Source organism: Paraburkholderia sp. BL10I2N1 (assembly GCF_004361815.1).
In the GTDB taxonomy this organism is placed as follows: domain Bacteria; phylum Pseudomonadota; class Gammaproteobacteria; order Burkholderiales; family Burkholderiaceae; genus Paraburkholderia.
This window is the reverse complement of sequence record NZ_SNWA01000004.1, coordinates 172275-185178: the sequence shown is the minus strand read 5'-3', so window position 1 is coordinate 185178 and position 12904 is coordinate 172275. Positions and strand designations below refer to the sequence as shown.

Here is a 12904-nt window from a genome sequence, read left to right as displayed (position 1 = left end):
CCTTCGACGACCGCCGACGCTGATAGGGGGCGCTTCAGAAGACGGAAAGGAAAGCACATTAGCGACAGGTGATTGTCGCAAAACGACCCTGAACGGTCATCGGTCGGCCGATTGTGACCGTCCGTTCCACAGTCGACAGAAGACGCACGCGGCAAACCGCAGAGCCATCTCCCTGAGGAGGGCTCGCATCGAAACTGCCGGTCTTGATCGGAACCAGGATGGAAGGGAAGCACATATCGGAACCGGGGGAACGTTCACACCTTCAACGTCTGGCAGCAATGTCCGTTTGCGTCGTCAGCCGTGCACACCCCCAAGGATTCGCGTCCTACATCCTTGCGGCTTACCAGGTATATTTCACGCCACCGCGCGCGGCGAACTGATAATAACTTTGCGCGCCCCATTCGCCGGACACATTGGCCCAGCCCGTCCAACGCTTGCCAAGGTCAACATTCAGGCCCAGCTTGAGCTCAAATCGGTTAGACGGATAGAGACTGCCAACCGCTACCTGATTGAACGAGATGCTGCTGTTTGCCGTCGTATGCCACCAGTTGACCGTTGCATAGGGCTGTATCTTCCGGCCGTCGTCGTGCTGAAACATCCGCTGGAACCGCACGCCCAGCCGCGTGATCAGTCCGTTCGAATCGGCTCCGGTCACGCGCGTGCCATTAGGCTCGCTGATGTCACCTTCGTTGTAGCTCACGTAAATGATTTGCCCTTGCGGCTCGATCACCCAGTCGTGGGGCAAGGGAATCGCATAGCCACCTTCACCGGAAATGGCCCATCCCTGAGCGTTGTAATTCACAGTGGGCAGTTCGTTCCCTTCGACCCGGTTGCTGAACCAGCCATACTGGAACCAAGTATCGACGTAGGCGCCAAGCTTGTTCCTGTCGTTCTGATACCACGTCCCATAGGCGCCGAGGCTGAAGCCTTCCACCGTGCCATGTGCACGCGCCGGATTTCCCGCGGCTTCAGCATTACTGCTGGAATAACCGTAGGTGCCCATCAGACCCACGTGAATCCGGTCAGCGTCAGTGGCGAACTTCCATTTCGCCAGTTCGGCCCCGCCCTGAAGCTGGAAGGTGTTGCTGTCGATCTGGAAGTTGCCATCCTGGCTGTGACTTCCCTCCCAGTTCCCGACCACCCGTACCCACGCCGATCGCGGCTTGTCCTGCTCAGGGTCGAAGCCCTGGCCTTCGACGTACTGGGACTCGCCCAGCCGGTCGTGCAGGCTGTGCACGAACATCTGGCCGGCCAGATTCTGGTTGGCCAGGTAAGCGGCAACCTCCGGACGGAAAAGCGCCTGCGGCTGCGGCTGCGGCTGCGACGGCGGCTGCGGCTGTGTGGAGCCGCTCGATCCTGAAGGGGGCAGGGGCTGCTCCGAGCGCAAATACCAGTTGTCGTCGGCCGGGTCCGGACTGGAACCTCTGAACAGCCGATACTCATACGCGCCCGCCACTGCCCGTCCATCCAGCGTAAAGGCCGTGGGTGCGGTTGTGCCGCCATTGACCGCATCCACCACCAGAATGCCATTACCCGTCGTGAATGCCCCCGCACCGCCCGCATTCGTGATGTGCAGCTTTGCACTGCCGGTGGCGGGACCCCCGTCGATCACAAGCCTGTCAGATGGGGAACCGTCTCCCGCCAGCACGGTATAAAGCCCGATCGTGCCGCCCTGGCCGACCCAGTTGCTGGCCGTCAGGGTTCGTCCCGCACTCAGGGGCAGCGCGGCAGGCGCGGCAAAATTGATGGCACCCACCAGATTGACGCTGTCGACCTGGGAACTGGCCGTCATGTTCCAGGTGCTGGTCGCGTCGATGCTGACGGCTGTCGGGTCAATCCAGCCAGTCAGGACCGCGCCGTTTTGCAGGCTCAGGCGGGTGCCGCTGGTGCCCGTGATATTGCTGGCCAACTGCGCACCACCCACCACGCCATCGAGCACGAGCTCACCGCCTTCCAGCCGGGTGGCGCCCGTCCAGCCAGTCTGCCCGGTCAGGCTCAGACGGCCGGCGCCGCCCTTGACGAACTCGCCGGCGCCGCCAATCGCATTGGCCAGGGTCCAGTCGGTCGTGGTGTCGACATTAAGGGTGCCGGCATTGCTGATCGCCGCCGTACCCAGGTTGCTGGCGCTCGAGACGCTCAGGCGGGTGCCCGCCGCCGTGTTCCAGTTGCCCGACAGGGTGTTGCTGCCCGTTGCCGTCACGTCGGCGCCCGTGGTCAGGTTGACCGCGCCCGTGCCGGCAATGGCGTTGCCCAGCGTGCCCGTAGCGCCATTGAGCACCAATGCGCCGTTATCCATGATCGTGCCGCTGCCCAGGCCGCCCACGTTGTTCAGACTGATGGTGGCGCCGCTGGCGATAGCAGTGCTGGCGCTCAGGCCCGTGTTGGCCCCTTGCACACCCAGCGTGCCGCCGCCGAGGTTCAACTGGCCCGCACCGGTCAGCGTGCCCGCTGAGGTGCCGCCGTTGCCCACGCCCAGCGTGCCGCCATGCAGGTCCAGGGTCGAACCCGCTGCGCCATTGAGCGAACCGACCGTCTGGGTCTTGCCGTTCAGGTCGAACCCGGTGGTGCCGGCCAGGTTGAGCGCGCTCGTCTGGCCCAGGGCCTGGTCGCTGTCCGCCCGCAGCGTGCCCGAACTAACGCTCGTCTGGCCGCTGTAGTCGTTGCCCGAGTTCGACAGGGACAACGACCCCGTGCCTGCATCGATGGCCAGACTGCCCGTGCCCGTGATCCTCGCCGACATGTCCGCCGCGGTGCCGGTCGCTCCGCTATCCTGGGCCAGCACCAGAGTCTGACCCGCTTGCAGTTCCAGTTGCTTGAGGCCGTAGTTCAGGTACAGGCCATCCGCCGCCGCGCCCGTGGTCAGCCGGTAGTCGTAGCTTCCCTTGGCCACCGTGTTGCCGTTCTGGCTGATGTCGATCTGGCGCCCGGCCGTGATGGCATTGCCATTCTGGTCCACAGGAACGAGTGCTCCGGCGCTGCCGGTCACCGTGCCCGCACTGACCAGTCGTACGCCAACATTCGCGTCATCCTGCATCAGCAGGTTGAGCGCATTGTTCGTGTCCGGGGGGCTGGCGACATAAGGCATGGGCAGATTGATGCCCACCGCGCCGGCATGACTGACGTCCAGCGAGCCAGCCGTGATCAGGCTGGCCGCCGACGCCTGATCGGGTGCCGTGACATTGAACTGCACCGTGCCGCCATTGATGTTCAGGCCACGAATCGCCTGATTGCCATCGCCCACCCTGGTCACGTTGCCCGTGCCCACCTCCAGCGCGGCACCCGTCACGGCCGTCGTGTTAGTGCCCGACAGGGCGAAAGTGTTGTTCGTCAGTCTGAGCGTGCCGGCGAAGCTGCCGCCTGCACCGGGGCCGAACGAGAACGCCTGGTTGCCGCTGGATGCGTTCAGCGTGCCGGCACCGGTCAGGGCGTTGGCGAAGCTGAAGGCGCCCGTCGTCTGCACATTGACGGTGCCGGCGACATTGACCCCGCCGGTGCCGAGGTTGGCGGTACTGGTCGTGGCCGTGTTCGACACGGCCAGGGTGCCCGTCGCGGTCACGTTCCACTGGCCCGTGTAGGCGGCGCTGGCGCCCGTGATCGTGGCCTGTGCCCCGCTCACCGTGGTCGCGCCCGCGCCCGCCAGCACGTTGCCGAAGGTGCCGGCCGATGTGAAGGCCAGCTCCAGGCCGGTCGTGCCGGCCGGCCTGGTGATGGTTACTCGGCCCGTGCCGGCGCTGCTGGCGTTGGTCAGCACGATCGAGCCGTTCGTGATCGTGCTGCCGCCGCTGTAGGTGCTGGCGCCGCTCAGCGTGACACGGTTGTTGGCGATCTGCTGCACCGAGCCGGGGCCGGAAATCGCGCCGGCGATGCTGATATTGCTGTTGGTGCCGGTGTTGAAGAGGACCGCGCTGCTGGTGTTGTTGATGAAGATATCGCCGGCGAACGTAGTCCCTGGCCCACCGTTGCCGATCCGCAGGGTGCCCGCGTCGATGAAGGTGCCGCCGGTGTAGGTATTGGCGCCCGACAGCGCGAGGGCGAAGCCGGCGTTCGTCAGGCGGAGCGAGCCGGCGCCGGAAATCGGGCCGAATCGGACGACGGCGCCAGTCCGGTTGTAGACCAGCGTGCCGTTGTCGACGATGGCGGCATTCGCGCCGCTGCCCAGCTGGCCTGTGGCGCCGCCATTGCCAACCTGCACGGTCGTACCGGCCGAGATCGTCGTCGCGCCCTGGTAGTTATTGTTGGCGGTCACCACCAGAGTGCCGGGGCCGCTGGCGGTGAGCGACGCGCCATCGCCCGCGCTAGCGCTTGTAATCAGGCCGCTGAAGGTGGCGGTGACGCCCGCTGCCACGTCGATGCCACCGCCGCCGCCCGTACCCGGACCCAGCAAGACGTTGCGGTTCGTCGTGAAGCCAGCGCCCGTGATCGCCAGCGTGCCCCTGCTCGTGGCGTCGCCCAGCTGCAGACCGTTGGCCGACGCTGTGGGCGCCGCACCCAGATTGCTGTCGCTCGCCACCCGCAGTGTGCTGCCCTGGGTGACGTTGGTGCTGCGGTAGGTGCTGGCGGTGAAGAAGTTGCCGTTGGTGGTGTTGGCGTAGGTGTTGACGCCGCCCAGCACCACGGTGCCGCCGCCGTTGACGATGAGGGGGTTGCCGGTGCCGGCGATGACCGGGTTGATCGTCGCGGTGTTGCCGCTGCCCACGCTGATCGTCCGGCCGACTGTTGCGGCCGATGCGCCGTTGTTGATCGTCCCGCCCGTGAGCGTATAGCCGCCGACACTGAAATTCAGGTTCTGCACTGTCACCGGGGTAAGCAGGTTCACGGTCCCCGCGGCACCGCCGAATGTGGCATTGCGTCCCGCCGCGTTAGTCCACGGCGCGAGCGTCACGCCGTTGTACCAGGAACTGCTGGTGAGATCCCAGTTCCCGCTCCCCCCGGAATTCGCCCCCGAGGGGGACCAGCTGAACGCCTGGGCGTGAGCCTGTCCACAGCAGGCCAGCGCGATCACCGGTGGCAGCAGGGCCGCGCCGCGGCCGGCCTTCTCCCGCGTCTTCCTGCCGCCCGCTTTTGCCAGTTCGGATACGACCACCCAGGCCTGCGTGGCAACGCTCCAGATGATCCTGTACAAGCGGTTCATTCCCCTCCCTGGCCTTGGCCCGCCTGGCCGCGAAGCGCGTGTAGCGCTGCGTAGTGGGCGTCGGCTAGCGTTGAAACTGATCCGCGAGCTGAGGATTTCTGAAGCGAGTCGGCTCGAGCGACCTGTTAGCTATCTTTACCGCCCACGATTCGCGCATCAGGTGGGAGGACCAGAGCGATGGCCTGGCGATTAACGATGTATGTGCGGGCCGCAGCATTACCTCAGCTAATCGCACTTGTTCCTGTTTTTCGAATTGCTGGTCCGCATCGGCTTGCCAAGGTAGTCCGCCACCCAGATCAGGCAGCACAACGACAACTCAATATGGGCAAGGGAATGTAAGGATCACGATACGTAAACCAGCGGCAGTTGGCAAGGCCAGAGCACCATGAGGCTAACCCTCCAGCGGAATATGAGCGGAAGGATGAATTCAGGAGGCGAATACATGGCGGCCAACTCAAACTCTCAGCGGACGGCAAAGCCATCCGCTGGGGCGACCGATTGAATCCACATCGGGGAGCCTTATGGATGACACTTACTCAACTCCGGAGTTCTGAAGCAGTCCCTCCATCGAGAGGATCTGCTCCTGCAGCCCGGCCCCACGTCAAACGTTGAGCATCTGTTTTTGGGTAGAGGGAGTGGGAGCGCGAAGGCCCGCTACAGCCCGGAGATCCGGTTCGCAAACCGCTATAGCAGTCGCTGGCCAGTACCTGTTGAGGCAATCTACGATCATCCGCTTGATTGCAGGCGGCAGCCCGGTTCGGCCGGTGATGCGCCGTGCGTCGTCGCTCCACGATCGGCTGATAGCTGAGTGAAACCGGCACTCGAATGTCCGACGTATGCCTGATGGCGACAAGTAGCAGCCGCCCCTAACCGGACTCAAGTGAGGCATCATCCAACGTCCGTTTGCCGTCGAATATCGGTAGTTTGCGCACCCACGAGAGTAGATGGACGATGCGCTCAGGGATGAGTTGAAAAATAGGCGCCAGATACTATTCTTTACCGTGGCATCGTGATTCCGAGCGTTCGCCCCTCGCGTCGGTGCAGGTCTTCCATGCGGACAGTTACCACGGAACTTGCGAGATGATAAAACGGTTGTCGCTCATTTCAGCTTCTGTCGCGCTGGGCTGTATTGCTACAATCCTGCCCGTGCTGACCAGCATCTATGTCGCAGACGAAGATGCCGAACGTCGCGAGCAGGACGATCTGCAGCAATTGGCCGCGAAAGCCGTGATGCGCACGGAGCTTGTCACCTACCAGGCATTCGCCGCGATCGCCGACATGGAGGCGGTACCCGGCGGACCCTGCTCGCCCGCCTACATCGCTCAGCTTGCCCGCGTGATTTTCAACTATCGCTACGTGCAGGATGCGGGCGCTTACGGCGGCGGACAATACCTGTGCTCGCCGCTTGTGGGAGACGTTCGGGCGCAGCATCTGACAATGCCGCCGCCCAGTTGGCGAAGCAACGACGGCTATCTGATCTGGTTCCGGCAGAAGAACCCGCTCAGTGATGTACGTCAGGACATTCAGATCGGTCGCAATGGAAACTATGTCTCGATCGATCCGCAGTCCTATGTTGATCTTATCGACCCCGCCCGAAGACCGATTGCCGCGATCAATTTCGAGACAAACACGATATTGGCCTTGTCGTCCGGCGCGGATGGCAACGACATGCTCAACGCATGGAAACTTGCCGGGCACGTGAACAGCGAACAATGGCATTACGCTGTCGCCCGTTCGGCGACCCGCCCGCTCGGCGTGGTAGTCAAATCCCCACGTAGTAGCCTTCTGGGCAACTGGACCGGTTTGCTTGTGATGTGGCTATCGGTTGGTGTCATCGTTGGAGGCTTGCTCGGTTGGCTTGCATTCAGGCGGATCTCGCGACAGATCTCCTTCCCCGCAACATTAGAATGGGCTATCTCACGAAGAAGGATTGACGTGTATTTTCAACCGATCGTGAGCCTCACGAGCGGCGAATGCGTGGGCGTCGAAGCACTGGTCAGATGGCAATTGAATGGGCATTACATCTCGCCAGAAATCTTTGTTGCAGTTGCCGAGCAGAACGGCCTCATTCAACCGTTGACGGACCTCGTACTGGACAAGACGATTGACGAACTGTCGAAGCTTTTGCGCGCGCGTCCTTCGTTCTATGTTTCTATCAATGTGAGCAGCGAAGACTTGCGAACGCGCCGCTTCCTCTACGTCCTCACTGCCCGGCTGAAGGGAACGGGCATCCACCCCGCGCAGATCAGAATCGAAGCGACGGAGCGAAGCTTCATGGACGCCGACGCAACGCGGGAAACAATAGCGGCGTTCAGGAATGCCGGTCACCCGATCTATATTGACGATTTTGGAACTGGATATTCCAGCCTTTCGTATCTGCAAACCTTCACGGTCGACGTCCTGAAAATCGACAAGTCATTTATCGACACCATCGCACAGGACGCAGCGTCGAGCGTCGTCGCGCCTCATATCATCGAGATGGCACACGAACTGGGTGTGGAAATCGTGGCCGAGGGCGTCGAGCGCGATGTCCAGGTCGAATATCTTGTACAGAGAGGCGTCCAGTATGGACAGGGCTGGCTGTTCGCGAAGGCAATGCGTGTGAACGAACTCATCCTCTGGCTTAGTGAAAGCAGATCGACGCTTCAGCCGACAAACTAATACCCCGCGTACGCAATGAAACAGTGCGGCGCCGCGTATGCCAATACACGTACGAACTTCAACTGGCTAACAACAGCATCGACTTGTCGAGGCGTCAAAAGCGATCGTCGTCTATGCGTCGAACTGCGGACGTCCGCGCAATTTGTCTGGATGTCCGGAGCTGGCCGGGAAGCGCCTGTCGCGCCTACGCGCGCAATTGCAGCAGCGGTCGGCCGTCCTGCCTGATTGAACGACGATCGTCCGTCCGAACTCAGCATCCCATCAGGTTCCCGGGCCTAATATGATTTTCCGCTACGGTCGAGCGGCTCTCATCACATGCCCGGATTGACATCGTCGATCGCCGGCATGACGCAGTGAGCCCGGGAGGATTTCCATGCGAACGATCTGCGTGGTGTTTGTGCTATCCGCCTATTGCGCCGTGCCGGGTGCGGGCGTCTCATATGGACAGGCGTCCGTGCCCGCCATGCCTCCTGGCCAGCGCCCGGCACCGGTCGAGAAGAATCCTCCAGGCGACATTCCCGACAACCAGGTTTTCGTGCTCTACCGGTCGCCGCTTGGATTCTCGATCAAGGTGCCGGAGGGGTGGGCCCGTCGCGAAACAACGGATTCGGTCACGTTCACGGACAAGTACAACGTCGTGGGGATCATGGTGTCGCCGCGCGCGCAACGGCCGACACTCGAAGACCTCCGGACCGGCCAGGTCAGGGAACTGCAGGTGACCGGTCGGGCGATCAGTGTGTCTGCGCTCAAGTCGGTTGGTTTGCCGTCGGGCCGTGTATTCGTCGTGTCCTACAGATCGAACTCCGAGCGCAATCCGGTCACCAACAAGGAGATCAGGCTCGACAACGAACGCTATTTCTTCTGGAAAGACGGCAGGCTGGCGACGCTCACAGTATCCGCCCCGTCCGGGGCGGATAACGCCGACCAATGGCAACTGATGGCGAAGAGCTTCGGGTGGCAGTGACATGGCGATCCTCATCGCTTCGGACCTGTACCGGTTCTTCCACACGCGAGAATTCGAGACGCTCGCTTTGCGCGGTGTCAGTCTCGCGCTGGAGGCCGGCGAACTGGTCGCCGTCACGGGGCCGTCCGGGAGCGGCAAGTCGACACTGCTGGCCTGCCTCGCCGGGCTCGATGAGCCGGACGGCGGACATGTCGAGGTGCTCGGCAAGCGTCTCACGCGGCAGCCGGAAGTTGACCGGGCGCGCATTCGGGCCGAGGCCGTCGGCATGCTGCTGCAGTGCGGCAACCTTTTTTCGACGCTCACCGTTGCCGAGAACATCCTGCTGCCGATGCGGCTGGCCCGCTGTATCGACCCCGTTCGAATTGCGGAACTGCTGTTCCATGTCGGGCTCACGGAGCGCCGCGACGCGCGACCGGGGCAGCTGTCCGGGGGCGAGCTTGCACGCGCCGGACTCGCCGTCGCGCTCGCCGCCAGACCGAAGGTGTTGCTGGCAGACGAACCGACCGGCGAAGTCGATGCAGGCACGGAAGCCCGCATACTCGAACTTTTGCGGCGGGAGTGCGACGCTGGCACCGCGGTCCTCATCGCGACCCACAGCCCCGGCATCAGCTCTTGCGCCGATCGCATCATAAGACTGCGGGATGGGAGGGTTGCCCATGCCTGATGTCTTGGTCCGTGGCATCGATGTCACGCGGCGCTTCCAGCACGGCAACGTCCGGGTCGATGCGCTTCAGCCGGCTTCGTTCGCCGTGCGAGGCGGTGACCGGATTGCGATCGTCGGGCCATCCGGCAGCGGCAAGTCGACACTACTGCATCTGATTGCCGATCTCGACCGGCCGAGCAGCGGTGAGCTCACGTGGCCGGCACTGGGACTCCCGGGAACGCTGCGCCCGGCATGTATCGGCATCGTGTTCCAGGCGCCGAGCCTGCTCCCGGCGTTGAGCGCCGTGGAGAATGTCGAGCTTCTGCTGCGGCTCACCGGCAGAATGTCATCCCCTCGCCGCACCGCCATGCGGGCGCTGCATGCGGTCGGACTCGGCACCGTCGCTGGCAAATATCCGGACGAATTGTCGGGCGGCCAGGCACAACGGATTGCGGTCGCCCGTGCGATTGTCCTGCAACCGAAGCTCGTTCTCGCCGACGAGCCGACTGGACAGCTGGACCAGCGGACCGCGCAGGAGACAGTCGATGCATTACTTGCGGCGGTCGAGGGAACCGGTACAGCCATGGTCCTCGCCACCCACGACCCATCGATTGCACAGCGTATGAGTCTCACGTGGCACATCGAGCACGGACGCCTGCGCACGCCGGACACCGACTGCGGGCCGGCAGCCCCGGGATCCGACCCGAACGCGTCAGTCAAGGTGCGGCGATGATGCTCTGGCTCAGGGCGATCTTCGCCGGACAGGCGGGCCGGGTGGCCGGCACGGTCAGCGGTCTGGCGTTGACTGTCGGCCTGCTGGGGACGCTCGGGGCGTTTGTTGTATCGTCATCGGAGCGCATGGCGCGCAATGCCACTGCCAGCCTACCGGTCGACTGGCAAGTCCTGCTGGCGCCGGGCGCGGATGCGTCGGCGCTGATTCCAGCCGTGGCGGCCGCCACGCCCTGGTCGGCACTGCAGGTGGTGCAATACGCGGACACCTCAGGGTTCACGGCGACAGCTGGCGGGACCACGCAGACTACCGGTCCTGGCAAGGCGCTCGGGGTGGAGCCGGGCTACGCAGCTCGATTCCCCGCGCAGATCCGCTTGCTGCTCGGCTCGCCGGACGGCGTGCTGGTCCTGGCACAGACAGCGGCCAATCTGCACGTGTCGCCGGGCGATACGATCACGATTACGCGGGTCGCTGCGCCGCCGGTTGACGTCAGGGTCTCCGGCATCGTCGCATTGCCCAACGAGGACGCGATGTTCCAGGCAATCGGCACGCCGAAAGGTCTTGCGCCTCAGGCGCCGCCGGACAACGTGCTGGTCATGCCGGGCGATCTCTGGCATCGCGTATTCGATCCGCAGCGCGTGGCGCGTCCCGACACTGCAGCAACACAACTGCACGTACGGATCTCGCACGGGCACATGGCGGCGGATCCCGACACCGCGTTCATCGACGCGCAGAGAACCGCCAACAACTTTGAGGTGCGTGCGGCAGGGCGAGCCACAGTCGCGAACAACCTCGCAGCCCGACTCGACGCCGTACGAGCCGACGCGCTCTACGCAAAGATGCTGTTCCTCCTCCTGGGTGTCCCCGGCGTGGCACTGGCATTGCTCGTGACATTGGCTGTAGCAGACGCTGGATCGCAGCGCCGGCTTCGAGAGCAGGCGCTGCTCCGCATCCGCGGTGCGTCGATTTTGCAGATATTGCGGCTTGCGTGGCTGGAGGCGGCTGTGATGGGCGTCATGGGCGTGATAGCGGGCCTTGCACTTGCCGCCGCGTTTGCAGCTGCAGGGTGGCGAGCGACTGACCCGCGACTCGTCATGCCATGGTTTGCAGGCGCCGCGCTGCTCGGTTTCGCGGCGGCAGTTGCGGCCTTCCTGTTGCCGGCATGGCGCCACGCGACCGGCTCGACAGTACTGGAGGCGCGAGCCGTCAGCGGCCCACGCGCGGCACCCCGGTGGCAGCGCCTCTACCTGGATGTCGCGCTGCTGGCGATCGGCATCGTCGTGTTTCGCAGCATTAGCGGTCCAGGCTACCAACTGGTGCTTGCGCCCGAGGGCGTGCCGCAGACGTCGATCCGCTACGAGGCATTTATCGGGCCGTTATGCCTGTGGGTCGGCTCCGGTCTGCTGTGGCTCCGGCTTGTTCGGCTCGTACTGGGTCGCGCGAAGCCTGGCGTCAGGGCGGTGGTGGCACCGTTCGCGCACGACCTGGCGCCGTTGATCGCGGCCTCTCTGTCACGCCAGCGTGACCGCATTGCCAAAGGCGTGGCGCTAGTCTCGCTGGCTTTCGCGTTCGCGGCGTCGACGGCGATCTTCAATACCACGTACAACGCGCAGTCCCGAGTCGACGCGGAGCTGACCAACGGCGCCGACGTGACCGTGACGGGCACCACGGTACGGCCTGCGGCCGCGCTCCTCTCGCGGTTGCGGGCGATCCGCGGCGTGGCCGATGCCGAGCCGCTGATGCATCGCTATGCCTACGTCGGTGCGGACCTGCAGGATCTGCTTGGTATCGATCCGTTGCGGATCAGCCGGGCGACAACGCTTTCGGATACGTATTTCGCGAATCACGATGCAGCGAAGACGCTGGAGCAGCTGGCGCACACGCCCGATGGCATTCTGGTGTCCGAGGAGACCGTCACCGACTACCAGCTCAAGCCTGGCGACCAGTTGAACCTGCGGCTGCAGAACGTCGTCGATCACCGGTACCATGCGGTCACGTTTCGTTTCGTCGGCGTCGCTCGCGAATTTCCGACTGCACCGAAGGACTCGTTTCTCGTTGCGAACGCGTCGTATGTTGCACGGCACACGGGTTCCGACGCCGCCGAAGTGGTGCTGGTCCGCGCGCCCGCAGATGTGGACGGCGTCGCTCGCGCGGCGCGTGACATGACTGCCGCGACGCCGGAGCTCAAGATCACGACGCTTGGCGAGATTCACGCCTTCGTCAGCTCGAGCCTGACCGCGATCGACCTGGCCGGCATCACGGTTCTCGAACTGGCGTTTTCGGTGCTGATGATCGCCGGCGCGACCGGCCTGGTGCTGGGCCTCGGCCTGGCAGAGCGGCGGCGCAGCTTCACGATCCTGTCCGCGCTTGGCGCGCGCCCGGCGCAACTGGGAGGCTTTCTATGGAGTGAGGGATTGTTTGTCATCGTCAGCGGCGCAGTGATGGGACTCGGCACGGGCGCAGGCATTGCGGGCGCGCTGGTCGCGATACTGGCCGGTGTGTTTGACCCGCCGCCCGAAACGCTTTCGGTACCGTGGGTTTATCTGACGTTGACCGCCGTCACCGGTGTGGCGTGCGGAACGGTTGCGGTCGGCCTCGTACATGCGCTGTCGACGAAGCCCGACCTCGAAGCGTTACGAAGCGGATAGCGGACTCATTTTGTCGCGTGGTCGAGCACCATGGGTATCTGTCTGTCTCGACTCGCTGCGATCGGTTGAGCGACGGGGCCTGGCGGGCCCGGCGCCGCGGTTGCGTCGGATGCAACTTTGGTTGCAT

6 protein-coding genes are annotated in these 12904 nt (G+C 63.9%); 5 read left to right on the top strand and 1 reads right to left on the bottom strand.

What is annotated here, in order from left to right; all coding sequences use genetic code 11:
- Positions 1–340 precede the first annotated feature (340 nt).
- Positions 341–5131, bottom strand: a complete 4791-nt coding sequence (locus tag B0G77_RS42145; protein ID WP_133667782.1) for an autotransporter outer membrane beta-barrel domain-containing protein — start codon at positions 5129–5131, stop codon at positions 341–343.
- 1092 nt (positions 5132–6223) lie between these two features.
- Here B0G77_RS42145 and B0G77_RS42140 point away from each other — a divergent pair.
- The 5 genes from B0G77_RS42140 to B0G77_RS42120 all read left to right on the top strand — a co-directional run bounded on the left by B0G77_RS42140 (position 6224) and on the right by B0G77_RS42120 (position 12777).
- A complete protein-coding gene (locus B0G77_RS42140; RefSeq protein ID WP_243751525.1) occupies positions 6224–7792 on the top strand; it encodes an EAL domain-containing protein in 1569 nt (522 codons plus the stop codon).
- 373 nt (positions 7793–8165) lie between these two features.
- A complete protein-coding gene (locus B0G77_RS42135) occupies positions 8166–8756 on the top strand; it encodes a hypothetical protein (RefSeq protein ID WP_133667780.1) in 591 nt (196 codons plus the stop codon).
- Position 8757: 1 nt separating this feature from the next.
- On the top strand, positions 8758–9420 hold the full coding sequence (locus tag B0G77_RS42130; protein WP_133667779.1) for an ABC transporter ATP-binding protein: 663 nt from the start codon (positions 8758–8760) through the stop codon (positions 9418–9420).
- Positions 9413–10132 carry an ATP-binding cassette domain-containing protein gene (locus B0G77_RS42125; protein WP_133667778.1) on the top strand — a complete coding sequence of 240 codons (720 nt, stop codon included), beginning with the start codon at positions 9413–9415 and terminating at the stop codon, positions 10130–10132. The genes B0G77_RS42130 and B0G77_RS42125 overlap by 8 nt, the downstream gene beginning before the upstream one ends.
- Entirely contained in the window at positions 10129–12777 is a 2649-nt protein-coding gene (locus B0G77_RS42120) for an ABC transporter permease (RefSeq protein WP_133667777.1), read from the top strand. Before B0G77_RS42125 ends, B0G77_RS42120 begins: the two co-directional genes overlap by 4 nt.
- Positions 12778–12904 lie beyond the last annotated feature (127 nt).

Excerpts from the sequence above, each read along its gene's own strand:
- B0G77_RS42130 (WP_133667779.1), top strand. The coding sequence starts at position 8,758 with ATGGCGATCCTCATCGCTTCGGACCTGTACCGGTTCTTCCACACGCGA.
- B0G77_RS42125 (WP_133667778.1), top strand. The coding sequence starts at position 9,413 with ATGCCTGATGTCTTGGTCCGTGGCATCGATGTCACGCGGCGCTTCCAG.
- B0G77_RS42145 (WP_133667782.1), bottom strand. The coding sequence starts at position 5,131 with ATGAACCGCTTGTACAGGATCATCTGGAGCGTTGCCACGCAGGCCTGG.
- B0G77_RS42120 (WP_133667777.1), top strand. The coding sequence starts at position 10,129 with ATGATGCTCTGGCTCAGGGCGATCTTCGCCGGACAGGCGGGCCGGGTG.
- B0G77_RS42135 (WP_133667780.1), top strand. The coding sequence starts at position 8,166 with ATGCGAACGATCTGCGTGGTGTTTGTGCTATCCGCCTATTGCGCCGTG.